Genomic DNA, 25,937 nt, shown 5'->3' with positions numbered 1-25,937 from the left:
AGCGTCTGAAGGGTTGCCAAGGGAGCGAACAACGGGACCGAATCAGGAACGCCATCGGACCAGCTTCGCACGATGTTGTCACCTGCAGCGCGTGTCGCACCCGCGCCGGGCCGGATTCGCGATCCCCTGAAACCGGCTTTCCCGACGGAGGAAGCGGTTGATCTCACGGGCCCGCTCGCCGATGGTCGGCCCCGCCGGCAAGCCGCACGAGACGGCGAGCGGGCCGGGAGGGAGACGGGACGCATGGTGGGGCAGCGCGCCGCCGAGGGACGAAAAGGGGGGCGGGCCGGCATGCGCCTGGTCGGCGGCACGGCGCTCGCCCATGGTGACGCGGTCCATGGCGATGCCGTGCGCCTCGAAGGGGTCAGCATCGCCTTCACCCTGAAGGGAGGCCAGCGCTACGTCGCCGTCGAGGGGATCGATCTCGCGGTGATGCCGGGCGAGTTCGTGGCGGTGGTCGGCCCGACCGGTTCGGGCAAGTCGACGCTGCTCAACGCCGCCGCCGGCCTGCTCAAGCCCGCCTCGGGCAGCGTCACGGTGTTCTCCTCGGCGCTGTCGGGGCTCAATGCCCGCGCCGGCTACCTCTTCCAGGCCGATGCGCTGATGCCGTGGAAGACGGCGCTCGACAACGTCGCGGTGGCGCTGGAGCCGCAGCGCGTGCCCCGGGCGGAGGCCGTGGCGCGGGCCCGCGACTGGCTGGCCAGGGTCGGGCTCAAGGCCTTCGTCGACCGCTATCCCCACATGCTCTCGGGCGGCCAGCGCAAGCGCGTGGCACTCGCCCAGATGCTGATCCGCGACCCCGAGATCCTGCTGATGGACGAGCCCTTCGGGCCGCTCGACGCGCAGACCCGGCAGATCATGGGCAACCTGCTGCTGGACCTGTGGGCGGCCAACCGCAAGGCGGTGATGTTCGTCACCCACGACCTCGAGGAGGCGATCGCGCTCGCCGACCGGGTGGTGGTGCTCTCGGCCGGCCCGGCTGCCAGAATCGTCGGCGAGTTCAAGGTCGATCTCGCCCGCCCGCGCGACATCAGCGAGATCCGCCTCGAGCCGCAATTCCACGCCCTCTACAAGGAGATCTGGTCGTGCCTGCGGGTCGAGGTGTCGCGCGCCTATGCGGGCGGCCCGGCGTGACGATGAACCGGAGAGTCCCGTCGTGAACCGTCCCGTGAACCGCCTGGGCCTCCTCGCCCTGCAGATCCTCGTCGGCCTCGTCGGCCTGGCGATCTGGCACGTGCTCACCGTCTATCCGATCCTGGGCGCGCCTAAGCAGATCCAGTTCTTCTTCTCGACCCCGGTCGAGGTCCTGAAGCGCACCTGGACCGAGATGATCAACCCGGAGATCTGGGGCCATCTCTGGATCACACTGCAGGAGACGGTGCTGGCCTTCGTCACCGGCGCGCTCGGCGGCATCGCCTTCGGGTTCCTGTTCGCCCGCAACGCGCTCTTGGCGGCGGTGTTCGACCCCTACATCAAGGCGGCGAACGCCCTGCCCCGGGTGGTGCTGGCGCCGATCTTCGCCCTGTGGTTCGGGCTCGGAATCTGGTCGAAGGTGGCGCTCGGCTTCACCCTGGTGTTCTTCATCGTGTTCTTCAACGTCTACCAGGGCGTGCGCGAGGTGAGCCCGGTGGTGCTCAACAACGCCCGGATGCTGGGCATGAGCGAGCGCGGACTTCTGCGCCACGTCTACTGGCCCTCGGCCCTGACCTGGATGTTCTCCTCGCTCCATACCGCGGTGGGCTTTGCTCTCGTCGGCGCGGTGGTGGGCGAATATCTCGGCTCCTCGGCCGGGCTCGGCTACAAGATCCACGAGGCCGAGAGCGTGTTCGACGTCACCGGGGTCTTTGCCGGGATGCTGATCCTGACCGTGTTCGTCATCGTGATCGACACGGTCGTCACCCTGATCGAGAACCGCCTCCTGGTCTGGCGTCCGCAGGCCGGCGGCCAGAGCTGACAGAATAGAAGCCTGAGAAAGCAAGGGAGATATTTCCGATGCAACGCCGCAGCTTCCTCGCCGGCGCCGCCGCCCTGGCGCTCAGCCCCGCCGTGCCGGCCCGGGCCGATACCGTGAAGGTCCGCATCGGCGTCGGCGGCAAGCCCCTGCTCTACTACCTGCCGCTGACGATCGCCGAGCGGAAGGGCTTCTTCAAGGAGGAGGGCGTCGAGGCCGAGATCAACGATTTCGGCGGCGGCGCGCGCTCGCTCCAGGCGCTGATCGGCGGCTCGGTCGACGTGGTGACGGGGGCCTACGAGCACACGATCCGCATGCAGGCCAAGGGCCAGGACGTGCGCGCCGTGTGCGAGCTCGGCCGCTTCCCCGCCATCGTCATCGGGGTGCGCAAGGACCTCGCCGACACGGTGAAATCGGCCGCCGACTTCAAGGGCCGCAAGATCGGCGTGACGGCGCCGGGCTCCTCGACTGCGCTCACCGCCCAGTACGCGATGATCAAGGCCGGGCTGAAGGCCTCGGACGCCCCTCTCATCGGCGTCGGCGGCGGCGCGGGTGCGATCGCGGCGATGAAGAAGGGCGAGATCGACGCGATCTCCCACCTCGACCCGGTGATCGCCAAGCTGGAGGCCGACGGCGACATCAAGGTCATCATCGACACCCGCACCGAGGCCGGCACCCGGGCGTTGTTCGGCGGGCCCAACCCGGCGGCGGTGGTCTACACCAAGCAGGACTGGATCGAGCACCACGCCGCCGCGACCCAGAAGGTCGTCAACGCCTTCGTCAAGTCGCTGAAATGGATCGTCGCGGCGTCGCCGGAAGAGATCGCCGACACGGTGCCGCCGGCCTACCATTTCGGCGACAAGCCTCTCTACGTGCAGGCGGTGAAGAACTCGCTCGAGAGCTATTCCCGCACCGGCATCCCGACGCAAGAGGGCATGGCGAGCGTGCTGGAACTGGTCCGCACCCTCGATCCCGAATTGCAGGGCGCCAAGATCGACCTCGCGACGACCTTCGAGGACCGGTTCGTCAAGCGGGCGATGGGCTGAAGACCGATGGGCTGAAGCCGTCTCACGCCCACCCGACCCGCGACGCGCGCGAGCGCGGCTCGGGCGGTGCCGCCAGGCGGCCCTTGCCGGCGGCCTTGGCGCGGTAGAGCGCCGCGTCGGCCTCGGCGAGGAGCGCCTCCCGGGTCATCCCCGGGACCGCCCAGCCGATGCCGACGCTCAAGCCGACGCCGATCCCGATGTCGTAGGGGGCCTTCACGGCCTCGATCAGGCGCGCCGCCACGGCGGCGGCCTCGTGGGCGCGGGCGCCGCCGGCGAGGACCACGAATTCGTCGCCGCCGAGCCGGGCCGCGCACCACTCCTCCGGGATCACCGCGCCGATCCGGCCGGCGACCTGCACCAGCAGGGCGTCGCCGGCGGCGTGGCCGAGGCAGTCGTTGACCGCCTTGAAGCCGTCGAGATCGAGGTAGAGCAGGGCGAGGTCGTCGGTGCCGCGCGCCATATGGGCGGCGAGATCCTCCATCATTCCGGTGCGGTTGCGCAGGCCGGTCAGGGAATCGTGGGTGGCCCGGCGCTGGTTCTCGCGCTTGGCGAGCAGCACCTCGACATAGGTGCGGTTGAGCTGAACCGTCGTCAGGCTCATCGCCACCACGAAGACCAAGCCCAGAGCCACCCCGACCAGGAACCAGAGGTCGCCGTAATGGACGAGGAGCATCGTCTTCATCGGCACGTCGCACAGGAAGATCATCGCGACGGCAAGGCGCGGCGCGGCGTAGTTGCGGGTGACGATGCCGCTCAGGATCCCCATCATGGTCAGGGGCCCGAGAATCTGCAGCACCGGATCGCCGCTGGACACGCACAGGACCGTCGCGAGGCCGACCAATCCGGCCCAGGCGAGACTCGAGGCGAGCATCAGGTCGGTCGATGCCGGCCGGCCGGTCGCGGCAGCGCGGTGGATGCGCCGGATCAGGACCACGCGGACACCGAGCAGGGCCAGATCCGCCGCCAGCAGGCCGAGAAAGAGCGGGCCCGGATGCCGGATCGCCGCCATCACCTCGATTATCAGCATCCCCATCGCGCCGAGCACCAGCGTAGGCGCCGAGGAAAACAGCGTCGCGAGCAGGCGGATCCGCAGATCCCCCGGCAGGTCGAGGCTGGGATCCACGAGCCAGCGCAGGGCGGGGACGCGCGGCAGCAGGTAGGGTGGCGTCTCAAGGACCATCGAACACGTACCGGGTACGACCAATCGAGCCGCACACGATCATTCCGTTCCATAACTTAAGATTCGATGAGTGTTCCGGGGCGGAAGCTGCGGGTCCGGATCGGCCACTCCAGACAGGATCATCTTCCCGATGGGATGATCCGTCGCATTCATGGTGACATTTGCGTCAAGCCCGCCGCAGCCAGTCGATCAGGCCCGCCCCCGGCGCGAGCCAGACGAAGGCCCAGACGAAGGCCGAGGAGAAATTGGCGAGCCAGAAGGCCAGGCGCGGCAGCAGCGCCACCCCGGCCACCAGCGGCACCACCGCCCGGGCCGGGCCGATGAAGCGGCCGACAAAGATCGCCCAGGCGCCCCAGCGCTGGCAGAAGGTCTCGCCCTTGGCGACCATCTCGGGGTAGCGGCTGAGCGGCCAGATCCGCTTGGCGCCGTCCTTGTAGTAGCGGCCGATCTCGTAGGAGACCCAGTCGCCCAGGATCGCCCCGATCGCCGCCCCGAGCATCACCGGCAGGAAGGGAATCGCGCCCGAGCCGATCAGCGCGCCGATCCCGATCAGGATCACGGTGGCCGGCACCAGCAGCGAGAGCACCGCGAGCGATTCGCAGAAGGCGATGATCCCGGTGATCACCGGCGCCCAGGCCTGGTGGTCGCGCACGACATCGAGGACCGTGTTGCGTAAGCTCTCGAAATCCATGGAGCCCTGACCGTGGGTGAGCGGGATGGCGGGACAAGTCGGGGAGCCGGGCCGGCGTTCCGCCTCACCGATCGGTCTATCGGTGCTGTGTGAGCGCCGCGTGAACCCGCCTCCGATCCGGGCGTCTCATGCTTTTTGCGGGGCCTGGACGGTTGCCAGGAGCGCCCGGTTCCGGGAATCGTGCGGGCCTTGAGCGCCCCCGCCGGGGGGCCTTCGCATCCTCTCGCGGGGTCTCGTGTCGCGATGAACGTCCTGTCGATCCAGTCCCACGTCGCCTACGGCCATGTCGGCAACGCCTCGGCGGTCTTCCCGATGCAGCGGCTCGGGGTCGAGGTCTGGGCGGTGCACACCGTGCAGTTCTCGAACCATACCGGCTACGGCGCCTGGCGCGGCCGGGTGTTCGACGGGCCGGCGATCGAGGAGCTGGTCGAGGGCATCGCCGATCGCGGCGTGCTCCCGACCTGCGACGGCGTGCTGTCCGGCTATATGGGCTCGGCCGATATCGGCACGGCGATCCTGCGGGCGGTGGCGCGGGTGCGGGCGGCGAATCCCGCGGCGCTCTATTGCTGCGATCCTGTGATCGGCGATATCGGCCGCGGGGTGTTCGTGCGGCCCGGCATCCCGGAATTCATGCGCGACCACGCAGTGCCGGCGGCCGACATCATCACCCCGAACCAGTTCGAGCTCGATTACCTGAGCGGGATCGAGACCCGCACGCTCGCCGACGCCAAGGCCGCCGTTGCGGCCGTGCAGGCGAGCGGGCCGAAGGTGGTGCTGGTCACCTCGCTCCACACCGAGGAGACGCCCGACGACAGCATCGACATGCTGGCCGGCGCCGACGGGCTGTTCTGGCGCCTGCGCACCCCGCGCCTCTCGCTTTCCATCAACGGCGCGGGCGACGCCACCGCGGCCCTGTTCCTGGTGCATTACGCCCGCAGCCGCTCGGCCGGCGAGGCGCTGGGGGCCGCCGCCGCCTCGATCTTCGGCCTCCTGCGCCGCACCGCGGAAGCCGGGTCGCGGGAGATCCTGACCGTGGCGGCGCAGGACGAATTCGTGGCGCCGAGCCGCACCTTCCCGGTCGAGGCGGTGTGACGGCTCACGCCTTCCTCACGCCTCCGGGGCCGAGTCTCACGCCTCCAGGGCGAGCAGCGCGAAGCTCGCCAGCCAGTGCTCGCCCATGTAATCGTCGGCGAGGTGGGGCAGCGCCGCGTCGAGATGGACTTGCGCCGTCTCCCGCAGGACCGGCACCCGTTCATCGTCCGCCGGCAGGGCGCCGGCCAGCGCCCGCAGGCACCAGGCGCGGCTGAGGTTGAGCCCGTCGAGATGGGCGATCTTGCCGTCGCTGCGGTCGGTCACGGTCGCCGGGCGGAACAGGGTTTCGGGCCGGCGCTCGGCGAGGTGCGGCAGGAAGCGGTCGAACCAGGGCCGGAAGTCATCCGCCGGCATCAGGCGGCGCAAGGCTTCGGCCTCGATCAGCGCGGAGGACAGGAAGTCGTCCCCGCTCGGCTCGCCCCAGGCCGGGCAATCGGCATCCGCGCCGTACCAGCGCAGGGCGGTCTCGCGCAGCAGCGCGGTCAGGCCGGCATCCCCGGTGCCCTCGGCGTAATCCGCCGCCATGCGCAGGCCGAAGGCGGTGTTGAAATGCGTGCCGACCCGCACCGGATAGGGCGAGAGCGGCAGGAACTCGTGGAAGCGCTGCGCGAAGATTTCCATCATCGGCGTCAGCGCCCGCGCCCAGCGCGGGTCGGGCAGCTGTCCGAGCTCGTCGGCGAGCTTGAGCGCCCAGGCCCAGCCATAGGGCCGCTTGAAGCCCCGCGCCGTCGGCGCCGCGAGATAGGCGCACTCGCCCGCGACCTTCTCCGGGGTCAGTTGCCGGTCGAACAAGGCCCGGATCGCCTCGGCCTGCGGTCCATCGGGGAAGCGGCGCAGCACCCGGGCGAGCAGCCAGTAGCCGTGGACGCAGGAATGCCAGTCGAAGCTGCCGTAGAACACCGGGTGGAGGGCCGCCGGCGTGCGGGCATCCTCCGGGCCGGCGAGGGTGTGGTCCGGCTTGTTCGGGTATTCCCGGGTGACGTGGCCGAGGGTGAGGGCGGCAAAGCGCGCGGCGGTCTCGGGGGTCAGGGTGTGGGGCATCGGTCGGGCGCTCCGTCGAGTCATGGCGCCCGCCTACACCATCTGCCGATGCCGTTGCAGCTTGCCGCCGGTATTTCCTGGAGTTACAAAAATACATGAGGATGGTCTGGGACGAGCCCAAGCGCGAGAAGAATCGCCAGCCTCCTCCTTCTGGCCATGGGCTCGATTTCGCCGATGCCCGCGATCGCTTCGAGTGGGACACCGCGGCAATCAGTGAGAGCTACAGTAGCAAGTCCGGCAGCGCGCGATACATCGCGACGGGTTACCTCGACGGCAAGCTTGTCACTCTCACCTTCTCGCTCCTTGGCACGGAGGCCATTTCAGCCATCAGCCTGCGGACTGCCAGCAACCGCGAGAGGAGAGCCTATGTCGCACAATTCGAGTAAGCGAACGGTGCCGATGCTGAGCGATGCGGAAGAGGCCGAACTACAGGCACGCATGGCCGCGGATCCGGATGCCCGAGAGATGACCGAAGAGGAACTCGGCCGGTTGCGGCCCGCCCGCGATGTTCTGCCGCCGGATGTGTTTGCCGCTCTGACGAAGCGTGGGCGGCCGAAGTCCCCGAGCCGACTCGTGCAGGTCACGCTACGGCTCGATCCGGAGGCGCTAGCAGCCTTCAGGGCGACGGGCCCGGGCTGGCAAACCCGGATCAACGAAACGGTCAAGCGTGCAGCGAAACGACTCGGACAAGGCGGCTGAGCAGCCGCGGGTGATCGCCGTTATGGCCGTTTCGCGAAACGGCCATAACGGCCTCGCGAGACGGCCCTCTCCGCTGCCGGGACTTGCGCACACCACCCGATCCATGCTGCCTCGCCCCCGAGCCCCGGCCAGGACAAGTGCCCAAGGACAAGTTCCCAAGGACAAGCTCCCAAGGACGAGACAGAGATGCCCGCACGCCGCTACGCCACCCTGGACGTCTTCACCGAGACCCCGCTCGCCGGCAATCCGCTGGCGGTGGTGCTCGATGCCGAGGGGCTGGACGATGCCGCGATGCAGGCCATCGCCGCCGAGTTCAACCTGTCGGAGACGGTGTTCGTGCTGCCCCCCGCCGAGGACAGGCACCGGGCACGGCTGCGGATCTTCACGCCGACCCAGGAACTCGCCTTCGCCGGGCACCCGACGGTCGGCACCGCGGTGCTGCTCGCCCTCGGCGACGCGCGGGCGGAAATCGCCGACGCGGTGGCGTTCGGGCTGGAGGAGAAAGTCGGGGTGGTGCCCTGCGTGGTCGAGACCGGCGAGGGAAGCGGCCGCGCGCGCTTCCGCCTGCCGCGGCTGCCGGAGAGCTGGGGCGAGGAGCCGGACGCCACGATTCTCGCCGCCGCCCTGAACCTGTCGCCGTCCGAGATCGGCTTTGCCCGCCACCGGCCGAGTCGCTACAGCGCCGGCACGCCGTTCCACCTCGTGCCGGTCCAAGGGCTCGAGGCCCTGGCCCGGGCGCGCACCAGCGCCGAGGCGATGGTGCAGGCCCTCGGGCCCAACTCCAAGGTCTTCCTCTATACCGGAGAGACCGGCGACCCCGCGCACAGCTTCCGGGCGCGGATGTTCGCCCCCGCCGCCGGCATCGCCGAGGATCCGGCGACCGGGGGCGCGGTCGCGGCCTTCGCCGGCGCGCTCATGCAGTTCGAGCCCTTGGGGAGCGGCACCCACAACCTCGTCGTCGCGCAAGGAATCGAGATGGGCCGGCCGAGCGAGATCGCGCTCCAGCTCACCATCGAGGACGGGGCCTTGCGCGCCGCCGAGATCGGCGGCGGCGCCGTGCTGGTCTCCGAGGGCGTGCTGCATCTTTGATGGGGATCACCCTCACCCCGGCCCGCCGGATCGACGCCCGGATGGTCGCCCATGACTGGTCCTGGGCCCGCGACAACCGTGCGGCGATCCAGGCCCATTGGGAGGCGCGGCGGGCGGAGCGGCCGGCGATGTTCAACGGCACGGTGCTGATGCTGCGCCGCTGGAGCCTCACCGAGGGCGTGCTCGAGGCCGAGCTGTTCGAGGCCGAGTACGCCGCCCTCACCGCCCTGAAGGATTGGGGCTTCCCGGACGGGAGCGTTCTCAACGTCTTCGCGGCGGCGGTGCCGCGCACCCGCGACGGCACCTTCCTGCTCGGCGAGATGGGCCCGCATACGGCCGCCGCCGGGCGGGTCTACTTTCCCTGCGGCACGCCGGACCCGACCGATATCGGCGCGGAGGGCCGCGTCGACCTCGCGGCGAGCGCGCTGCGCGAGTTGCGGGAGGAGACCGGCCTCGTCGCCCCGCAGGGGTCGAATCAGGAGCCGGATCCCGGCTGGATCGTCGTGCGCGACGGCGGCCTGATGGCCCTGCTGCGCCCGGTCCAGCTCGCCGAGGACGAAGCGGTGGTGCGGGAGCGGATCGCCGCCCATCTCGCCGCCGAGGACGAGCCCGAACTCTCGGCCATCGTCGGGGTGCGCACGTCCTCGGATCTCGATCCCGCCCGGATGCCCGGCTTCGTCCGGCACTACCTCGCGAGCGTGCTGGCCGGTCGATCAGCAGAGTCCGCGGAAGCGGCTGCCGGTTTTGCGGCAAGAATCTGCGGCGAAACAAGAACCTGAGCGGACGAAGCGTTGGCCTGCCGACGCAAGTCTGCCGAGAGCCGCGCAGGGCAGCCCGGCGATGGAGTCGGTTCACAAGCCGGTCGCCGCACCGTTACGGTTTCCACGAGGGCGCCCGCCAGCGGCGCCGCCAGGGGGGACCAGCGATGACCAGGATGCCGAGGGCCGTGGCCCTGGCGATGCTCGGGTGCGGCCTCGCCGCCGGGCCGGCCGGGGCGGAGGTGACGCGGTTCGAGACCGTCACGACCGAGAGGCCCGCCCTGCAAGGCCGCAGCTTCGGCGAGCGCGGGCCGGCGGAGAAGATCACCGGCCGGGCGACCATCGCCCTCGATCCCACGGATCCCCACGACGCGATCATCGCCGACCTGGTGCTGGCACCCCGCAACGCCGAGGGCCGGGTCGAGGCCACGGCCGACGTGGTGCTCCTGCGCCCGGAGCGCCCCAACGGCCTCCTGCTGGTCGAGATCCCCAACCGCGGCCGCAAGCTGATCGGCCCGCTGGTCGAGGGTTCGACGACGGCGAATTCCAGCCGCCTCGAGCAGGCGGGGGATGCGGGGCGCGGTTTCCTGCTGTCGCGCGGCTACACGCTCGCCTGGATCGGCTGGCAGGGCGACATCGCCCCCGGCGCAGGGATGGGCATTCGCCTGCCGGTGCTCGCCGGAATCACCGGGCCGTCGCGCGAGGAATGGAGCTTCGAGAACACCAAGTCCCCGATCGAGGCGCCGCTGACCTGGCCGGCCGCCGATCTCGACCCGGAGAAGGCCCGCCTCACCGTGCGGGCGAGACCCGAGGACCCGCGCACGACGCCGCCCGGCCTGTCCTTCCGCTTCCTCGACGCCAAGCGCATCGCGATCACCCGGCCCGAGGGCTTCGACGGCAGCGCCCTCTACGAGCTGAGCTACACCGCCCGCGACCCGGCGGTGATGGGAATGGGCCTCGCGGCGATCCGCGACGTGACGACCTTCCTGCGTCACGACACCAGCGACCGGAACCCGCTTGCAGCGAACGGCCGCAGCACCATCGACCGGGCGGTCGGCTTCGGCATCTCGCAATCGGGCCGGGTGCTGCGCGACCTCCTCTATCTCGGCCTCAACGAGGACGAGCGCGGCCGGATGGTGTTCGACGGGATGATGCCGCACATCGCCGGCAGCCGGCGCAGCTTCACCAATGCCCGCTTCGCCCAGCCCGGCCGCAATCCCGGCCCCCATCTCGACCGCTATTATCCGGCCGACCAGTTCCCCTTCGCCTACGAGACGACGACCGACGCGCTGACGGGCCGGCGCGACGGCCTGCTCCTGCGCTGCCGGCTGTCCAACACATGCCCGCGCCTGATGCATGTCGACAGCGAGTACGAGCTGTGGGGCTCGCGCGGGGCGCTCGTGACCACCGACACGCGGGGCGCCGATCTCGCCCAGCCGCCGGAGGTACGGGCCTACATGGTCACCGGCGCGCCGCACTTCGCCGATCCCGACGCAAGCACGGCAAGCGTGCCGGGTTGCGCCCTGCCGGCGAGCCCGGTCCATGCCGGAGCGGCGTCGCGGGCGCTCCTCGTCGCCCTCGAATCCTGGATCGCCGATGGCGTGGTGCCACCGGCGAGCCGCTATCCCTCCCGGGCCGACGGCACGCTGGGAGAGCCTGCCCATCTCTACCCGCCGATCCCCGGCCTGCCCTATACCGGCCTCTACAACCCCGCGCAGTGGGTGGAGCCCGGCGACCCGCCGGCGGTGCGCGGCACCTATCCCCTGCTGCTGCCGAAGGTCGATCCGGACGGCAACACGCTGGCGGGCATTCGCCTGCCGCTGATCGAGGCGCCGCGGGCGACCTACACCGCCTGGAACCCGACGCGCGGCGTCGCCGCCGACACCCTGTGCAACCAGAAGGGCGGCGTGCTCCCCTTCGCCGAGACGAAGGCAGCCGCGCAGGCCGCCGGCGACCCGCGGCTCTCGCTGGAAGAGCGCTACCCGGACGAGGGCGCCTACGCGGCGGCCGTGAAGGCGGCGGCCGAGCGGATGGTGGCCGAGCGCACCCTCCTGCCGGCGGATGCCGAGGAGATGACGAAGGCGGCGGAGGAAGGGCGGCTGGCGCGCTAAGCCTCCCGCCCCCGGGACCCGCGGGCCGATTCGCGGGTTCCCGCTCACAAGGAGCCGAGACGGATACGCCATGGTCGCCAAGCTCGTCGAACTCGTCCGGGAGGCCGCATCGCAGGCCCGGCTCGTCGCCCGGGGCTACCCGTCGGGCTGCAGCGCCGATGCGCTGCCCTGGACGGTCATCCGTCGCTTCGACGACGACGTGCGCGGCCATGTCGAGCGCGATCCGCGGATCGAGGATGCGCGCGACGGGGTGCTGATCGCCGCCGTGAACCTCGCAGAGGCAAGACCCGACGAGGACACCGAGGTGCCAGAGCGGGAGCGCCTGGTGAAGGCGATCAACGACCTCGAATGGATCGTCGTGAGCCGCGGCATCGCCAACCGCGCCGCGGCTGCGCTCGGCTACGGCGAGGCCGGGCAGCGGCTCCGCGACGCGGGCTGACGCCCGGCGCGGAAGACCGCCTTCAGCCCAGGAAGTCGCCGCATTTCGGCGGCGGCTCGGTGCCCCAGGGCATCAGCGGCACCGTCGAGGTCGAGTTCTTCGGCGAGCCCTGCACCACCTTGTCGGAGTAGACCATGTAGATCAGGGTGTTGCGCTTGGCGTCGCAGCCGCGCACGATCTGCATGCTCTTGAAGATCAGCGAGCGGCGTTCGCTGAACACGACTTCGCCCTGCTTGATCTTGCCCTTGAACTTGACCGGTCCGACCTGTCGGCAGGAGAGCGAGATGTCGGAGACCTCCTCGGCGAGGCCCAGCGTGCCCTTGATGCCGCCCTTCTCCGGCTGGGTGTAATGGCAGGCGACGCCGGCCACGTCCGGATCGTCGATGCCGTAGACCACGAGCTTGTCGTTGGGCGTCAGCGGCCGCCAGACCGTGGACTTGTCGAAGATCCGGTCCGGCTCCTGCGCGAGCGCCGCACCCGACGCCAACCCGAGGCACACCACCCCGCAGAGAGCCCTGAGACCCCGCCGCCACACCATCGCGTCAACCTTTCCGCAAAGAAGCTTAACGTATGTAGGGAGGCTGTCGCGCGGCGGCGAGGGCGGGTAGAACGAGGCCGTCCCGTCCCGCCACGCTTGGGTCCCGGCCCGCAAGGCTTGGGTCCCCGCCCATGGGGACGGCTTGTTCTCGTCCGCCGCCCCTTTCGGGCGGATCGTCCCCGCATAACGGCCGGTCCCCGAACACCATGCCGCTGCTTCGCTTCACGGTCCGGCTCCTCGCCGGCGTCCTTGCGACTCTTTCCTTGTGCCAGGCTGCCCTGGCCGAGCCCAATGCGGCCGCCTGCCAGCGCTTCCGCGCCGAGCTCGCCGGCCTGCAGCGCGAATCGAACCGCGGCCAGATCGAGGAGATCCAGCAGCTCGTCGCCTATCGGCAGTCGATCGGCTGCGAGGGCGGGCGCTTCCTGTTCTTCGACATGCGGCCCCCGCAATGCGCCCAGGTCGAGCAGCGCATCCGCGCCCTCAATGCCGGCTACGGCGCAGGCGCCCGCGAAGTCTCGAATGCGCGGCGCGAGCAGCTGATCGCCGCCGTGAAGGAATCCTGCACCGGCCTGCCGAGTGCCGCCTCGCTCCAGTCGAAGCCGGCCGAGGGATTCGGGCGCGGCGGCTCGCAGGTGATCTGCGTGCGGATGTGCGACGGCGCCTATTTCCCGATGCCGAACCTGCCCGACGGGCGGGAGGGCGCCAACGAGATGTGCCAGGCCCTCTGCCCCGGCGCCGAGGCCGCCGCCTACTCGATGCCGCCGACCGACAGCGGCCTCGCCCAGGCCGCCGCGATCCAGACCAAGCGCGCCTACTCGGCCCTGCCGAACGCCTTCAAGTTCCAGAAGACCTTCGTGCCGAACTGCTCGTGCAAGGGCACGCAGACCTGGGCGCAGGCCCTGGTCAAGGCCGAGAGCATGCTGGTGCGCCACAAGGGCGACATCTTCGTCACCCCGGCCCAGGCGGAGGCGATGTCGCGGCCGAAGGTGCGCCTGACCCTGGTCGGCCGCGCCGACCGGTCCGCCGCGACGCTCGCCGCCACCGCCGCCACCCGGGTCGAGGAGGTCACCGACGCCGCCGAGACGCCGCGGCCGGCCGGTCCCGAGGAGCGTCCCGCGATCCGGATCATCGCCCCCAACCTGATCCCGGTGCCGCTCGTCGCGAAGGCGGACGGCCCGCAGGCGGCGGCCGTGACCGTCCCGGCCCCCGGCGCCACGCCGGTCGCCACGCCCTGAACGAGCGGGGCCTCTGACCGAAGGGAACCAATCGGCCGTCACGGTGTTCGAAGGGACCGACGAAGGACGAGAGGTTTTTCCTTGATGCGCCCTGCCCGCGCGCTGCTGCTGACCGGCACGATCCTGCCGGCTTTGCTGCTCCAGCCCGTTCTCGTGAGCCAGGCTCTTGCTAGCCAAGCGGCGGCGCGAGGCGACGACGTGATCCGGCTGGCCCAGGGCGGGCCGGGAGAGCGGGGCGGGCCCGGCGGACCGGGAGGTCCCGGCGGTCCCGGTGGGCCGGGAGGTCCCGGCGAGCGCGGGCATGGCGGTCCCGGAGGGCCTGGCGGTGGTCCAGGCGGACCGGGTGGCGGACCGCGTCCTGAACGTGGCCCGGCCGAGCGGCCCGAACCGCGTCAGGAACGCCCGGAACCCAGGCAGGAACGGCCCGAACCCCGTCAGGAGCGCCCGGCACCTCGGCCGGAGCCCCGCGAACGGCCGGAGCCGCGGCAGGAGCGCCCGGAGCCGCAGCGCGAACGCCCCGAGCGGCCGGAGCCGCGCGAGCGCACAGGCCCGCCCCGCGAGCGTCCCGAGCCCCAGCAGCGCGAGCGTCCCGATCAGCAGGAGCGCGGTCCCCAGGGACGTCCCGAGCGTCAGGAACGGCCGGACCGTCCCGATCGCCAGGATCGCCAGGCCCCCCAGGATCGTCCCGACCGGCAGGATCGTCCCGACCGGCAGGAGCCGCGCGCCCCGCGCGGCGAGGAGCCCGGGCGTCCGCCGGCCCCGCCGCAGGATCGCGGCCCGGCCGGGCGGCCCGACCCGCGCGACCGTCCCGCACCCGACGCGCGGCCGGACCGCCGCGACGACCGCCCGGACACCCGTGAGGATCGCCGCGGCCCCGATGCGCCGGTCCAGCGCGGCCCGGGCCAGCCCCCCGCACCCGGCCAAGGTCCCGGCCAAGGTCCCGCGCCGCAGCCGCCGGTTCCCGGTCAGCCCCCTGCCCCGGGCCGCGCGGCGCCGCCCCCGGCCGGTGCGCCGCAGCCCGGCGTTCCCGGCCGTGGACCGGGCCGGCCGGACGCGCCCGGCGCCGGCCCGAACGGCGCGCCGCTTCCCCCGAATCAGCAGCCCGGCGTGCCCGGACGGCCGTTCGTGCCCGGCGGCGCCGGAGGACCGCCCGACAACCGCGACGATCGCGGCTTCGATCGTCGCGACCCGCGCGACCAGGACCGGCGCGACCAGGACCGGCGCGACTTGGACCGCCGCGACTTGGACCGCCGCGACGGGGACAGGCGCGATTTCGATCGGCGCGGTCCGGACGGGCGCGGCCCCGACGACCGGGGCGATCTGCCCGGCGGCTATCGCCGCGACGCGCCGGACTACGTCCCGGGCGGCTTCCGCCGCGGCGACATCGACGTGCGCAGCTACGAGGACGTCCGCCGGGCCCGGCGCGAGTTCAACGAGGGCGGCCGTCTGATCATCCGCGAGCCCGGCCGCGTGATCGTGCGCGACGACGACCGCTACTTCCTGCGCCACGACGAGACCGAGCGCTTCCGCCTGCTCGACCGCGACGCCCGCATCGAGCGCCGCGGGCGCGACACCGTGACGATCATCGACCGCCCCGGCGGCTACCAGGTCTTCACGGTGGTGGACGACGACGGCCGCCTGCTGCGGCGCTACCGCCGCGGGCCGGACGGGCGCGAGGTGATGCTGATCGACAATTCCTACGCGGGCCCGCCGCGGTCGATCGAGCAGGACGTGGTGGTGCTGCCGCCGCCCGATATCCGCATCCCCCGCGACCGCTACGTGGTCGAGGCGGACCGGGCCGACGAGGGCGCGATCTACGAGGCGTTGACCGCCCCGCCGATCGCCCCGGTCGAGCGGCGCTACACCCTCGACCAGGTGCGCTACAGCCCGAGCCTGCGCGCCCGGATGCGCAGCGTCGACATCGACACGATCACCTTCGACACCGGCTCGTGGCAGGTGACGCCTGACCAGGCCCGCCGCCTCGCCACCATCGCGGCGGCGATCAACCAGGCGGTGAAGAGCAACCCGCAGGAGGTTTTTCTGATCGAGGGCTACACTGACGCGGTCGGCAGCGACGTCGACAACCTGTCGCTCTCCGACCGGCGCGCCCAGTCGGTGGCCGAGGTGCTGACCCGCGACTTCGGCGTGCCGCCGGAGAACCTGACCACCCAGGGCTACGGCGAGCAGTACCTGAAGGTGAACACGCAAGGTCCCTCGCGGGAGAACCGCCGGGTCACGGTGCGCCGCATCACCCCGTTGATCCAGCAGCAGCAATCGCAGGCGCAGCCGCCGCAGCAGCGGCAGTAGCGTCGCGAGAGACCGGGCCGCCCCGCGCCGGGGCGGCCCGCATATCGGGAAGTTCCCAGAGGTCCGGTCTTGCGGGCGGCGCCGGCAGAATGCACGGCTTCCCGCCGACGATCCTGACGACGGGCACCCGGGACCTGCTGCTGTCGAACGCCGTTCGGGTTCCACCGCAAGCTGCGGGATGCCGGGGTCGAGGCCTGTCTCCAGGTCTGCGAGGGGCAGTCGCACGCCCAGTACATCCGCGACGGGACCGCACCGAAAACCCGGGCGGTGTTCGAGGGGATCGCCCGGTTCTTCGACCGGCACCTCGCCCGCTGAGCCGGGTCTCGCAGAGAATCGTCGGCGTCGCCTCCGGACGAGAGCGGCGCCGCTTCGGTCAGGGGCTCGTCCGGCGTCCCTTGCCGAGGCCGCCGAGGCCGCAGCCGAAGAGATAGGCGGCCAGCATCAGGGCGGCGCTCTCGACCCAGAAACCCTCCCGCCCCGGCACGAGGCCGGCGACAGCCGTGGCAGCGGTCGCCAGGGCGAGGAGCGCCACGAGACCGGCGGCGAGGCCCGGCCCCCTGCCGGCGGGCAGGCCGGCCCAGAGGCCGGTGCCGGCGCCGATCAGGAGGGCGGCGAGGAGACCCGGCCAGGCGACGGAGACGATGAGGAGCACGAGGGAACTCACGAACGCAGGGCGAAGGCGACCGTCCGGCGGTCGGTGGCGGCCTCGGCCGGCGCGGCGGCGATGCGGCCGGCCGGGATGCCGGCCTTGAGCAGGTAATCGACGATCGCCGCGGCGCGCCGCTGCGGCAGGCCGGGATCGGGCATCGCGGGGGTGTCCGCGGATGTCTCGGTGGGCTTCTCGGTGTTCTTGCTGGCCTGCTTGCCCGGTTTCGCCGCGGGCTTGCCCTTGGGCGGTGCGGGGGTGGCCGCCTCCTTGGGGGCGGGCGGCGGCGCGGTGCCGGGCGGGTCGTCGTGACCGGCCACCTCGATCCGGGCCTGCGGGCAGGCGCGGGCGAGGTCCGCGACCCCATCGAGGACGGTGTAGAAGGCGGCTTTCAGGTCGGCGCTGCCGGGATCGAAGCGTAAGGTCGGCTCGGTGGCGAGCGCCGCGAAGGTCTTGGCGCAAGCCGCCGGATCCCGGAGCGGCGCGGCGCCGCGGGCATCGACGGCCACGTCGATCCGCCAGCCGGCCGGCGCGATCCTGGCGGCCTCGGTGGCGATGCGGCGCGCGCTCTCGGGGTAGAGCCCCTCCCCGGCGATGCGCAAGGACTGGTCGCGCACGCTCACCTCGCCCTCGGCGAGCTGGCCGAGCACCCCGATTCCCGCATTCAGCCCGTCGAGGAGGGCGGGCGGCGCGCCCTCGGCCAGCCGCGTGCGGTCGACGATGCGCTCGCCGTAGAGGTAGGGCCGGAGCGCCGTACGGAGCGCCTGGCGCGCCTCGGCATCCGGCAGGTGGCCGGTGAGGGTGAAGGCGTCGGGCCCGCGCCGGATCGTCACGAGATAGGGCGAGACCGGGCTCGCCGTGAGCGCGACCGGGCCGCGGGAGACGCCCGCCGGCAGGTTGTCCGCCAGGGCCTCGGCCTCGCGCACGGCCTGGATGTCGATGGCCGAGCCCTGGATCGACAGCGCCGCACCGTCGAGGGAGACGCGGCCCTCCCGCACCAGCGCCAGGGCCGCGAAGGCGCGGTCGGTCAGCGCCCGCGCGTCGATCCCGGCCGGCAGACCGCGGGCGGTGCGCATGGCGTCGGTCACCGGGGCGCCGTCGGCGAGGAGGCGCGCCGCCGCCAGGATCGCCGCCCGGTCGGCCTCCGATACGGTGTAGCCGTCGAGGCGGAGGCCCTCGGGGCCGCGGCTCGCCGACCAGGTGAAGGGCGTGACCAGGGCCGGCTCGACCGCGACCTCGCCGATCGTGAAGCCGGCGGGTGCTTGCGCGAGGTCGGCCTTGAGGCCGGCATAGGCCTCGACGCTCGCCGCCTCGCCCCGCAGCGACAGAACGCGATCACGCATCGCCGCGGTGGCGCCGGGCTTCAGGTGCTGCACCTGCGCGAGGAGGAAGCGGGCGGCGTCGGAAAAATGCTCCGGCGCGCCGCGGGCGGCCCGCGCGGCGTCGCGCAAGGAGAGCCCGGCGGGCAGGCCGGCGCTCAAGGCTTCGGTCAGGGCCGTGCGGCCGATCTCCGCCGGGCGATGGCCGATGAGGTCGAGGCGGTCCGGCGCGCGGTGGATCGCCGCCCAGGTGAAGGGCGTGACCTCGGCGACGAGGCCGAGGCGGTCGAGGATGCGGCGATGGCCCGGCAGATCGGCGAGTGCCGCGCGGGCCTCGTCGAGGGCGGATTGCATCGGCGCCTCGCCGCTCGCCAGAAGGTCGCGGCCCCGCGCCTCGACCCGCAGCCACGGCTCGGCGCCGTCGCGGCCGGTGCCCGCCGCGATCGTGGCGGCCGGCGCCTCCAGGGCGGCTTCGAGCCGCGTCTCGGCGAAGGGCGTGGCGGCAACCCAGGCGCCGGCGAGGAGGGGAAGGCCGGCGAGCCAGCCGATCGAGCGAATCGCCATACTGGACCTCGACGCGGAACGCGCGCGGCGGGGGATCTTCCGACGCGCAGGCGCCACCCTGGCGGCGGTTTCCGGCATCAGCAAGGCGCGGCAGGCGAGCAGGTCGCGAGAATCGGAAAAGGGCCCCGGCACGAAGCCGGGACCCTGAAAACTCGTCCGTGGCGCGGCCCCCGAGGGGGCCGCTTCTCGCGACTTAGAAGTCGCGCTGGACGCGCATGCGGACCTGGAACGTGTCCGCGAAGTTGGTGGTCGGCAGGACCGCACCGGCGGCGTTGGTCGGCAGGCCGGCGGCGTTCAGGCCGACGGGAACCTGGCCCGGAGCCTTGTTCTGGTCGACCACGCGGCCGCCCTTGAGGTCGACGCGGTTGTAGAGACCCTCGACGCCGATATCGAGGTCCTTGACCGGCGACCAGATCAGGCTCGCGCCGGCGACGATCTGGCTGGTGTCGCGCAGGGCGGCGCTGTAGGCGAAGGCGCCGGGGCTGTTGACCGGGTTGCCGAGGCCGTTGAAGTTCAGCGCGCCGAGCAGGTTGCGGCTGGTCTTGCCGAAGCTCATCTCGCCGTAGCTGCCGATGATCGCCGAGCGCAGCTCGGGGGTCCAGTAGTGCAGGTACGAACCGACCACCGTCCAGCTGGTCGACAGCTCCATCTTGCCCGTCACCGGGTTGACGGCGGCGTCGGTGAAGTAGGCCGCGAAGGGCGAGCCCTGGGTGTTGCCGGCGCTGGCGGTGTAGGTGCCGATGTACTGGGAGTAGCCGGTGTAGATCTGGGCGCCCTCGCCGTACGAACCCTGCAGGTACAGGGAGTCGCCCGGAGCGATGAACGGCAGGTTGAACTTCAGGCCGCCCTGCACCGCCCAGCCGTACTCGCTGTTGACGCGGGGGGTGACGATCGTGCCGGCCGCCAGGGTGGCGCCGTTGAAGCCGATCACCGTGGTGGCGTTCTGGGCGTTCAACTCGTGCACGGCGGCCGAGAGCTGGGCCGAACCCCAGGCGGCGTCGTAGCGCAGGGCACCGACGAAGTCGGGCATGCGGTTGGTCTGGCGCAGGTCGTAGAACGCCTCGCCGATCGGCACGCCGGCCGCGTTGGTGGCGATGATCGGGCTCAAGTTGGTGGCCGCGGCGGTGAAGACCGCGAACTGGCTCGCCGCGTTGCCGGCGGTGGCGGTGCCGAACAGCGGGTTCTTGCGGAAGGTCGGGTCTTCGACCGACAGCGTCGCCGAGAAGCCGTTCCCGAAGGTCGCGGTGTAGGCGAGCAGGTTGGTGGAGGACGTGTCCGAGCCCAGCGAGGTGCCGATGATCTCGAAGTCGTGGGCGTAGAAGTCGTAGAACGAGGCCGCGCGACCGGCGGTGAGGCCGGCGAACTGGATGAAGGCCTTGTCGACGTTCACGTATTGCTGGGCGCGGCCGAACGTGTCGACGCCGAGCGCCGGGAAGGCGTTGGCGATGCGCTGCTGCGTGCCCGAGTTCAGGTAGGCGCCGGTCCGCGAGGCGAGCTCGAAGCGCACGAAGGCGCGGAGCGTGCCGTAGGCGGTCTGGGTGCGGGCGTCGAGGTTGAGACGGCCGAGGCCGCGGTAACCCATCAGGTCGCCGTTGTTGCCCGAGCGCGAGTAGCCCTGCGAGTAGCCGGCTTCGAAGCGGGCGCGGCCGGAGACGCGCAGGCAGGTATCGGTACCGGGAACGAAGAAGAAGCCGGCCCCGTAGGCCGAGCAGACACGAACGTACTCAACGGGCGCAGCCTTCTTGATCGGCAGATCGGCAGCGTGCGCACCGGCAACGACGGTCAGGCCAGCAGCCGAACCGAGCAGAAGGCTCTTCACGAGCTTCATCGAGACCTCCAAAGTTTCGAGACCCTGGGGGTGAACGACTGTGTCTCGACGAATGCCGAACCACGCCACTCTTATCCCCTGTGCCCGGCGCTCCCCTCAGGGGATGTCATCCGGGCCGCGCCGGGTTGTCCCCGGTGCAGAGGCACCATGTGCGAGGCGCTAACTGCGATCAACCGGCATCTGCGTCCGGGACGGCCAAGCCACCGGCTTTCGGCCTTAATGTTGCACGGACGCCACGAAACCTTACGCAGGTCAGCTAAATCCGGGCTCTGACGCGCGACAACTGAGTTTGCCGCGCATCGTCCTGTCGTCCTCTGGAGCGGAACCCGGTCCCGGGGCCACGACCCGGATCGCGCTGGGGTCGTGATACGAAATCCGGAAGAACACTTCCGGATTTCGTATCACCAGCCCGCGCGGCGCGTGAGCGAAGCCGATTTCCGCATCGCGAAGCGATCAGTCGGAAATCGTATGACTTGTCCTCAACCTTCCATTTCCTCGCGCATCACCTCGAGCTCGAGCCAGCGTTCCTCGGCGCTCGCGAGATCGGTCTCGGTCGTCGCCAGGGTACGGGAGATCGCCTCGAAGCGGGCGGGATCGCGGGCATAGAGGGTCGGGTCGTCGAGGGCGGCCCGGAGCTTGGCCCGGTTGCCTTCCAGCGCTGCGATCCGGGCCGGCAAGGTCTTGAGCTCGTGCTGCTCGTTGAAGCCGAGGCGCTTCCTGGCGGCCGGGCGGGCGGCAGCCGGCTTCGGCACCGCCTTGACGCCGTCCCTTGCGCCATCCTTTGCGCTTGACGCGACGACCCCGCGGGCCTGCACGCCGACGCCGCGCTGGGCGACCATGTCGCTGTAGCCGCCCGCATAGGCGACCCAGCGCCCCTCCCCTTCCGAGACCAGCACGGTGTCCACGACCCGGTCGAGGAAGTCGCGGTCGTGGCTGACCAGGATCAGGGTGCCGGCGTACTCGCCGAGCATCTCCTGGAGCAGGTCGAGGGTCTCGAGGTCGAGGTCGTTGGTCGGTTCGTCGAGCACCAGCAGGTTGCCGGCTTCGGCGAGCGCGCGGGCCAGCAGCAGCCGGTTGCGCTCGCCGCCCGAGAGCACGCTCACCGGCGTGCGCGCCTGCTCGGGCGAGAACAGGAAGTCCTTCATGTAGCCGATGACGTGCCGGCTCTGGTTGCCGACCTGAACGCTGTCGCTGCCCCCGCCGGTCAGCACGTCGGCGACGGTGCGCTCGGGATCGAGGGCGCTGCGGCGCTGGTCGAGGAGGTTGAGGGTGACGTTGGCCCCCACCTTCACGATGCCCTCGTCCGGCGGGAGGCGGCCGGTGAGGAGGTTGACCAGCGTCGTCTTGCCGGTGCCGTTGGCGCCGACGATGCCGAGCCGGTCGCCCTTCGCGATGCGCAAGCTCAGGTCGCGGACGATCGGGCGCTCGCCGTAGGACTTGGCGACATCGCGCGCCTCGACCACCAGGGTGCCGGAGGCCTCGGTCTCGCTCACCGTCATCGTCGCGGCGCCGACCGGCCCGCGATGCTCGCGGGCCTGGCGGCGCAGGTCGTGCAGGCCCGCGAGCCGCTTGACGTTGCGCTTGCGCCGCGCGGTCACGCCGTAGCGCAGCCAGTCCTCTTCCGCCGCGATCTTGCGGTCGAGCTTGTGGCGCTCGCGCTCCTCCTCCTCGAACACCTGGTCGCGCCAGCCCTCGAAGGCGGCAAACCCCTGGTCGAGGCGCCGCGTGGTGCCGCGGTCGAGCCAGACGATCGAGCGCGACAGGGCTTCGAGGAAGCGCCGGTCGTGGCTGATCAGCACGAGCGCCGAGCGGCTGCCCTTCAGCTCGGCCTCCAGCCACTCGATCGCCGGCAGGTCGAGATGGTTGGTCGGCTCGTCGAGGAGCAGGATGTCGGGCTCGGGCGCGAGCGCCTGGGCGAGCGCCGCGCGGCGCGATTCGCCCCCCGACAGCCGGCTCGGATCCTCCTCGCCGGTGAGCCCCAAGCTCTCCAGCAGGTAGCGCGCCCGGTAGATCTCGTCGCCCGGCCCCATCCCGGCCTCGACGAAGGACAGGGTGGTGTCGTGGCCGGAAAAGTCCGGCTCCTGGGCGAGGTAGCGCACCGTGGTGCCGGGCTGGAGGAAGCGCACGCCCTTGTCGGGCTCGACCAGCCCGGCGGCGACCTTGAGCAGGGTCGACTTGCCCGAGCCGTTGCGGCCGACGAGGCAGGTGCGGTCGCCGGGAGCCAGCGAGAGGTCGGCGCCATTGAGCAGCGGCGTGCCGCCGAAGGTGAGCGCGATGCCCTGGAGGGTGAGGAGCGGAGGAGCGGCCATGGCCGGGGGATACGGCAGCCGTTCGGGAAAGGCGAGCCCGGGCGGCGGCGTCTTGTGCGCCGTGCGGCCTTGACCTAGCAGGAGGGGACTGCACGGCTTCGATGTCGCGGGGATGCATGGCGGATCGCAAGGTCAGGACCCGCGAGCACGTCATCGCGGCCATGAGCCTGCACCATGTCGGCTACATCGTTGCGAAGGCCGGCTATGTTCTCGATGTTCCGGCGGCTGATTACGGCATCGATGGCCTGATCACGACCTTCGACGTCGATGGCAGCATCGAGAGCGGTTATATCTCGCTGCAACTCAAGGCGACGGACCACCTCACGGTCCGGAGGGATGGATGCATCGCTGTCCGGATCGATCTGCGCGACATCGATTTCTGGCTGGCAGATTTCTTTCCGGTGATCGTTGTGATTTTTGATGCTTGCGTGGAGATAGGATACTATCTGATCGTGCAAGATTACTTCAAGGCGCATCCGCTCACGGCGGCCCAACGACGGCGTGCCACGGTGACCGTCCACATCGACCCGGAGGCGATCGTGAGCGATAGTGTGGTCCGGTCGTGGCGAGACCTGAAGACCGGGCACGGGAAGGCGCGGGCATGACGGACGTCCGGACGCAGACGGTCATCGACGCTCTGACGGAACTCGGCTTCGAGCGGAGAACGGCCAATGACAGCCACGCACTCTACGACCATCCGGCCGGCGCGAGCGTATCGCTTCCCCACAGCCGGCCTCACGTGTCCAGTGCGCTCCTCAAGGCGATCGAGCGTCAGGTGGCGGGGTTCGGCATCGCTCCGGCTCATGTCTTCGGTGAGACGATCCATGCCCCGCACCGGGTTGCTCCGGTGAGCGACGAGGCCGGCGACGGTTCGGCCGACACGGCCGGTTCTGGGACCGCGCCGGCACGATCCGCATTCGATCGCGAGACCGGCGGGCACAAGGCCGCGAGCCCGCCGAAATCGCGCCGACGCCGCGCCGCCGCGCAATAGACCTTCGGAACTGCGCGGCACACCGACGACGCCCGAAGGCTTCGTCTCCCTTGATGGGTAGCGTCGGGTGCAGGCCGGCCCCGACGGATCGTGCCGTGCTCATCCCCGCCCGAGCCGGTGTAAGACCATAGCGGTGGCGGTTCGCGCCCATGCCCCAGGGCAGCCCCGAAGAGGATTCCCGATGAGCTTCGTCACGCCCGATCCCTTCACCACCCGCCCCGAGATCGACGGCACCTTCGGGGTCGTGGCCTCGACGCACTGGATCGCCACCGCGGTCGGGATGGGTGTGCTGGAGCGGGGCGGCAACGCCTTCGATGCCGGGGTCGCCACCGCCTTCGTGCTGCAGGTGGTCGAGCCGCACCTCAACGGGCCGGGCGGCGACGTGCCGGTGATCCTGCACGACGTCCGGGTCGGGCACCCGCAGGTGGTGTGCGGCCAGGGCCCGGCGCCGCAGGCCGCCACCATCGCACACCTGCGCGACGATCTCGGCCTCGATCTCGTGCCGGGCACCGGGCTGCTCGCGCCCTGCGTGCCCGGCACCTTCGACGCCTACATGCTGATCCTGCGCGATCACGGCACCTGGCGGCTGGCCGACGTGCTGGAGGCGGCGATCGGGTATGCCCGCGACGGCTTCCCGCTGGTCGAGCGGGTCTCGGCCACCATCGCCACCGTCGAGGGGCTGTTTCGCGAGCACTGGCCGAGCTCGGCGGCGACCTACCTGAAGGAGGGCGGCGTGCCTGCCCCCGGCAGCCTGTTCACCAATCCGGTGCTCGCCGAGACCTATGCCCGCATCGTGCGCGAGGCCGCCGGCGGCTCGCGCGAGCAGGAGATCGAGCGCGCCCGCCGGATCTGGTCGCAGGGCTTCGTCGCCGAGGCGATCGACGCGTTCTGCCGCGGTGAGCCGGTGATGGACGTGACGGGCAAGCCCCATCGCGGCCTCCTCACCGGGGCCGACATGGCGTCCTGGCAGGCGAGCGTCGAGGCGCCGATCGGGTACGAATACGGCCGCTACACCGTGCTGAAGGCCGGTCCCTGGACGCAAGGCCTCGCGACCCTGCAGCAGCTCGCCCTCCTCAAGGGCTTCGACCTCGACCGCCTCGATCCGGCGGGACCCGACTTCATCCATCTCCAGGTCGAGTGCGCCAAGCTGGCCTTTGCCGACCGCGACACGTTCTACGGCGACCCCGCCTTCGTCGACGTGCCGGTCGAGACCCTTCTGTCGGATGCCTACAATGCCGAGCGCCGCCGTCTCGTCGGCGCCACCGCCTCGCTGGAGCAGCGGCCGGGCACGATCCCCGGCTTCGGCAAGGCCCTCGATGCCAGGGTGAGCGAGGGCGCGCGCACGGCCGTCGGCTCGTCCGGCGCGGGGGAGCCCACGGTCGGCAGGATCGAGGCGAGCGTCCCGCCGGACGATGCCCGCGCAGGGGTGGTGCGGGGCGACACGGTGCATTTCGACATCATCGACCGGCACGGCAACATGATCGCCGCCACGCCGTCGGGCGGCTGGCTGCAATCCTCGCCGGTGATCCCGGCCCTCGGCTTCTGCCTCGGCACCCGCGCGCAGATGTTCGTGCTCGACGAGAGCCATCCGGCAGCGCTCGCCCCCGGCAAGCGACCGCGCTCGACGCTCTCGCCCACCATGGCTTTGCGTGACGGCAAACCCTACCTCGCCTGGGGCTCGCCGGGCGGCGACCAGCAGGACCAGTGGATCCCGCAATTCTTCCTGCGCCACGTCCATGCCGGCATGAACCTGCAGGCGGCGATCGACGCGCCGGCCTGGCACACCGAGCACTTCCCGTCCTCGTTCTGGCCGCGCACCGCCCGGCCGGGCGTGGTGGTGGTGGAAAACCGCATCAGCCCCGCCACCATCGCGGAGCTGCGCCGGCGCGGCCACCTCGTCGAGGTCGGGTCGGACTGGTCGGAGGGGCGGCTGACGGCAGCAAGCCGCGACGGGCGGCGCCTCAGGGCCGCCGCCAATCCCCGCGGCATGCAGGGCTACGCCGCGGGACGGTGACACAGGGTCCGCCGATCAGGTCTCCGGTTCGGCGGACCATGCGGCAAGGAGGATCGGGACAGCACTCGATCGCGGTGCGATCGGGTGTC

Annotated in this window: 23 protein-coding genes and 1 pseudogene; 16 read left to right on the top strand and 8 right to left on the bottom strand. The window is 71.4% G+C overall.

What is annotated here, in order from left to right:
* Positions 1-291 precede the first annotated feature (291 nt).
* Genes AC3AOF_RS00325 through AC3AOF_RS00315 form a run of 3 tightly spaced genes read left to right on the top strand, consistent with a single transcriptional unit; the run spans position 292 to position 2,997 of the window.
* Positions 292-1,134 carry an ABC transporter ATP-binding protein gene (locus AC3AOF_RS00325; protein WP_236992937.1) on the top strand — a complete coding sequence of 281 codons (843 nt, stop codon included), beginning with the start codon at positions 292-294 and terminating at the stop codon, positions 1,132-1,134.
* 34 nt (positions 1,135-1,168) lie between these two features.
* Positions 1,169-1,954, top strand: coding sequence for an ABC transporter permease (locus tag AC3AOF_RS00320; protein WP_236992938.1), 786 nt, complete (start codon positions 1,169-1,171; stop codon positions 1,952-1,954).
* 38 nt (positions 1,955-1,992) lie between these two features.
* Positions 1,993-2,997 carry an ABC transporter substrate-binding protein gene (locus AC3AOF_RS00315; RefSeq protein WP_236992535.1) on the top strand — a complete coding sequence of 335 codons (1,005 nt, stop codon included), beginning with the start codon at positions 1,993-1,995 and terminating at the stop codon, positions 2,995-2,997.
* Positions 2,998-3,019: 22 nt separating this feature from the next.
* On the opposite strand, the gene AC3AOF_RS00310 is transcribed toward AC3AOF_RS00315, so the two are convergent.
* Positions 3,020-4,177 carry a GGDEF domain-containing protein gene (locus AC3AOF_RS00310; protein WP_236992536.1) on the bottom strand — a complete coding sequence of 386 codons (1,158 nt, stop codon included), beginning with the start codon at positions 4,175-4,177 and terminating at the stop codon, positions 3,020-3,022.
* Positions 4,178-4,343: 166 nt separating this feature from the next.
* A complete protein-coding gene (locus AC3AOF_RS00305) occupies positions 4,344-4,868 on the bottom strand; it encodes a DedA family protein (RefSeq protein WP_236992537.1) in 525 nt (174 codons plus the stop codon).
* A 243-nt stretch (positions 4,869-5,111) separates the two neighbouring features.
* Between AC3AOF_RS00305 and pdxY the strand changes: the two genes are divergently transcribed.
* Positions 5,112-5,960, top strand: a complete 849-nt coding sequence (pdxY, locus tag AC3AOF_RS00300; protein ID WP_488347369.1) for a pyridoxal kinase PdxY — start codon at positions 5,112-5,114, stop codon at positions 5,958-5,960.
* A gap of 36 nt (positions 5,961-5,996) precedes the next feature.
* Here the strand turns inward: pdxY and AC3AOF_RS00295 are convergent, their stop codons facing one another.
* The gene (locus AC3AOF_RS00295; RefSeq protein WP_488347368.1) at positions 5,997-7,001 is read right to left on the bottom strand and encodes a DUF2891 domain-containing protein; all 1,005 of its coding nucleotides are present in this window, start codon (positions 6,999-7,001) and stop codon (positions 5,997-5,999) included.
* A 101-nt stretch (positions 7,002-7,102) separates the two neighbouring features.
* Between AC3AOF_RS00295 and AC3AOF_RS00290 the strand changes: the two genes are divergently transcribed.
* From AC3AOF_RS00290 to AC3AOF_RS00265, 6 genes are all read left to right on the top strand, one after another.
* Entirely contained in the window at positions 7,103-7,387 is a 285-nt protein-coding gene (locus AC3AOF_RS00290; protein WP_488347367.1) for a BrnT family toxin, read from the top strand.
* Entirely contained in the window at positions 7,368-7,700 is a 333-nt protein-coding gene (locus tag AC3AOF_RS00285; protein WP_488347366.1) for a BrnA antitoxin family protein, read from the top strand. The genes AC3AOF_RS00290 and AC3AOF_RS00285 overlap by 20 nt, the downstream gene beginning before the upstream one ends.
* 186 nt (positions 7,701-7,886) lie before the next feature.
* Positions 7,887-8,789: a PhzF family phenazine biosynthesis protein gene (locus AC3AOF_RS00280; protein WP_488347365.1), complete on the top strand. Its 903-nt coding sequence runs from the start codon at positions 7,887-7,889 to the stop codon at positions 8,787-8,789.
* The gene (locus tag AC3AOF_RS00275; protein WP_236992543.1) at positions 8,789-9,568 is read left to right on the top strand and encodes an NUDIX hydrolase; all 780 of its coding nucleotides are present in this window, start codon (positions 8,789-8,791) and stop codon (positions 9,566-9,568) included. Before AC3AOF_RS00280 ends, AC3AOF_RS00275 begins: the two co-directional genes overlap by 1 nt.
* Positions 9,569-9,723: 155 nt before the next feature.
* Complete coding sequence (locus AC3AOF_RS00270; RefSeq protein WP_488347364.1) at positions 9,724-11,658, top strand: alpha/beta hydrolase domain-containing protein; 1,935 nt, start codon at positions 9,724-9,726, stop codon at positions 11,656-11,658.
* Between the two features lie 70 nt (positions 11,659-11,728).
* A complete protein-coding gene (locus AC3AOF_RS00265; RefSeq protein ID WP_236992545.1) occupies positions 11,729-12,097 on the top strand; it encodes a hypothetical protein in 369 nt (122 codons plus the stop codon).
* 22 nt (positions 12,098-12,119) lie between these two features.
* Here the strand turns inward: AC3AOF_RS00265 and AC3AOF_RS00260 are convergent, their stop codons facing one another.
* Entirely contained in the window at positions 12,120-12,635 is a 516-nt protein-coding gene (locus tag AC3AOF_RS00260) for a CreA family protein (protein WP_236992546.1), read from the bottom strand.
* Between the two features lie 206 nt (positions 12,636-12,841).
* On the opposite strand from AC3AOF_RS00260, the gene AC3AOF_RS00255 reads away from it, so the two are divergent.
* The 3 genes and pseudogenes from AC3AOF_RS00255 to AC3AOF_RS00245 form a co-directional block, all read left to right on the top strand.
* Entirely contained in the window at positions 12,842-13,870 is a 1,029-nt protein-coding gene (locus tag AC3AOF_RS00255) for a DUF2865 domain-containing protein (RefSeq protein WP_488347363.1), read from the top strand.
* Between the two features lie 1,107 nt (positions 13,871-14,977).
* A complete protein-coding gene (locus tag AC3AOF_RS00250; RefSeq protein WP_488347362.1) occupies positions 14,978-16,177 on the top strand; it encodes an OmpA family protein in 1,200 nt (399 codons plus the stop codon).
* Positions 16,178-16,260: 83 nt separating this feature from the next.
* Positions 16,261-16,492, top strand: a pseudogene (locus AC3AOF_RS00245) (alpha/beta hydrolase); the annotation flags it as partial.
* Positions 16,493-16,550: 58 nt separating this feature from the next.
* On the opposite strand, the gene AC3AOF_RS00240 reads toward AC3AOF_RS00245, so the two are convergent.
* From AC3AOF_RS00240 to AC3AOF_RS00225, 4 genes are all read right to left on the bottom strand, one after another.
* Positions 16,551-16,829, bottom strand: coding sequence for a hypothetical protein (locus tag AC3AOF_RS00240; RefSeq protein ID WP_236992549.1), 279 nt, complete (start codon positions 16,827-16,829; stop codon positions 16,551-16,553).
* An 8-nt stretch (positions 16,830-16,837) separates the two neighbouring features.
* Positions 16,838-18,706 carry an OmpA family protein gene (locus tag AC3AOF_RS00235; RefSeq protein ID WP_488347361.1) on the bottom strand — a complete coding sequence of 623 codons (1,869 nt, stop codon included), beginning with the start codon at positions 18,704-18,706 and terminating at the stop codon, positions 16,838-16,840.
* A gap of 193 nt (positions 18,707-18,899) precedes the next feature.
* Positions 18,900-20,534, bottom strand: a complete 1,635-nt coding sequence (locus AC3AOF_RS00230; protein WP_488347360.1) for a porin — start codon at positions 20,532-20,534, stop codon at positions 18,900-18,902.
* Between the two features lie 479 nt (positions 20,535-21,013).
* Positions 21,014-22,843 carry an ABC-F family ATP-binding cassette domain-containing protein gene (locus tag AC3AOF_RS00225; protein WP_488347359.1) on the bottom strand — a complete coding sequence of 610 codons (1,830 nt, stop codon included), beginning with the start codon at positions 22,841-22,843 and terminating at the stop codon, positions 21,014-21,016.
* Positions 22,844-22,959: 116 nt separating this feature from the next.
* Here AC3AOF_RS00225 and AC3AOF_RS00220 point away from each other — a divergent pair, with 116 nt between their 5' ends.
* The 3 genes from AC3AOF_RS00220 to AC3AOF_RS00210 all read left to right on the top strand — a co-directional run bounded on the left by AC3AOF_RS00220 (position 22,960) and on the right by AC3AOF_RS00210 (position 25,848).
* Entirely contained in the window at positions 22,960-23,448 is a 489-nt protein-coding gene (locus AC3AOF_RS00220) for a DUF4365 domain-containing protein (RefSeq protein WP_488347358.1), read from the top strand.
* Entirely contained in the window at positions 23,445-23,834 is a 390-nt protein-coding gene (locus AC3AOF_RS00215; RefSeq protein ID WP_488347357.1) for a hypothetical protein, read from the top strand. The genes AC3AOF_RS00220 and AC3AOF_RS00215 overlap by 4 nt, the downstream gene beginning before the upstream one ends.
* Before the next feature lie 181 nt (positions 23,835-24,015).
* Positions 24,016-25,848: a gamma-glutamyltransferase family protein gene (locus AC3AOF_RS00210; RefSeq protein ID WP_488347356.1), complete on the top strand. Its 1,833-nt coding sequence runs from the start codon at positions 24,016-24,018 to the stop codon at positions 25,846-25,848.
* Positions 25,849-25,937: the final 89 nt, after the last annotated feature.

Source organism: Methylobacterium sp. 142-1Y (assembly GCF_057747795.1).
The sequence above is the reverse complement of the archived record's forward strand: the minus strand, read 5'-3'. Positions and strand labels throughout refer to the sequence as shown.

What these genes read in the sequence shown, in the direction of transcription:
- AC3AOF_RS00325 (WP_236992937.1), top strand. Translation starts at nt 292, where the DNA reads ATGCGCCTGGTCGGCGGCACGGCGCTCGCCCATGGTGACGCGGTCCAT.
- AC3AOF_RS00315 (WP_236992535.1), top strand. Translation starts at nt 1,993, where the DNA reads ATGCAACGCCGCAGCTTCCTCGCCGGCGCCGCCGCCCTGGCGCTCAGC.
- AC3AOF_RS00310 (WP_236992536.1), bottom strand. Translation starts at nt 4,177, where the DNA reads ATGGTCCTTGAGACGCCACCCTACCTGCTGCCGCGCGTCCCCGCCCTG.
- AC3AOF_RS00305 (WP_236992537.1), bottom strand. Translation starts at nt 4,868, where the DNA reads ATGGATTTCGAGAGCTTACGCAACACGGTCCTCGATGTCGTGCGCGAC.
- pdxY (WP_488347369.1), top strand. Translation starts at nt 5,112, where the DNA reads ATGAACGTCCTGTCGATCCAGTCCCACGTCGCCTACGGCCATGTCGGC.
- AC3AOF_RS00295 (WP_488347368.1), bottom strand. Translation starts at nt 7,001, where the DNA reads ATGCCCCACACCCTGACCCCCGAGACCGCCGCGCGCTTTGCCGCCCTC.
- AC3AOF_RS00290 (WP_488347367.1), top strand. Translation starts at nt 7,103, where the DNA reads ATGGTCTGGGACGAGCCCAAGCGCGAGAAGAATCGCCAGCCTCCTCCT.
- AC3AOF_RS00285 (WP_488347366.1), top strand. Translation starts at nt 7,368, where the DNA reads ATGTCGCACAATTCGAGTAAGCGAACGGTGCCGATGCTGAGCGATGCG.
- AC3AOF_RS00280 (WP_488347365.1), top strand. Translation starts at nt 7,887, where the DNA reads ATGCCCGCACGCCGCTACGCCACCCTGGACGTCTTCACCGAGACCCCG.
- AC3AOF_RS00275 (WP_236992543.1), top strand. Translation starts at nt 8,789, where the DNA reads ATGGGGATCACCCTCACCCCGGCCCGCCGGATCGACGCCCGGATGGTC.
- AC3AOF_RS00270 (WP_488347364.1), top strand. Translation starts at nt 9,724, where the DNA reads ATGCCGAGGGCCGTGGCCCTGGCGATGCTCGGGTGCGGCCTCGCCGCC.
- AC3AOF_RS00265 (WP_236992545.1), top strand. Translation starts at nt 11,729, where the DNA reads ATGGTCGCCAAGCTCGTCGAACTCGTCCGGGAGGCCGCATCGCAGGCC.
- AC3AOF_RS00260 (WP_236992546.1), bottom strand. Translation starts at nt 12,635, where the DNA reads ATGGTGTGGCGGCGGGGTCTCAGGGCTCTCTGCGGGGTGGTGTGCCTC.
- AC3AOF_RS00255 (WP_488347363.1), top strand. Translation starts at nt 12,842, where the DNA reads ATGCCGCTGCTTCGCTTCACGGTCCGGCTCCTCGCCGGCGTCCTTGCG.
- AC3AOF_RS00235 (WP_488347361.1), bottom strand. Translation starts at nt 18,706, where the DNA reads ATGGCGATTCGCTCGATCGGCTGGCTCGCCGGCCTTCCCCTCCTCGCC.
- AC3AOF_RS00230 (WP_488347360.1), bottom strand. Translation starts at nt 20,534, where the DNA reads ATGAAGCTCGTGAAGAGCCTTCTGCTCGGTTCGGCTGCTGGCCTGACC.
- AC3AOF_RS00225 (WP_488347359.1), bottom strand. Translation starts at nt 22,843, where the DNA reads ATGGCCGCTCCTCCGCTCCTCACCCTCCAGGGCATCGCGCTCACCTTC.
- AC3AOF_RS00220 (WP_488347358.1), top strand. Translation starts at nt 22,960, where the DNA reads ATGGCGGATCGCAAGGTCAGGACCCGCGAGCACGTCATCGCGGCCATG.
- AC3AOF_RS00215 (WP_488347357.1), top strand. Translation starts at nt 23,445, where the DNA reads ATGACGGACGTCCGGACGCAGACGGTCATCGACGCTCTGACGGAACTC.
- AC3AOF_RS00210 (WP_488347356.1), top strand. Translation starts at nt 24,016, where the DNA reads ATGAGCTTCGTCACGCCCGATCCCTTCACCACCCGCCCCGAGATCGAC.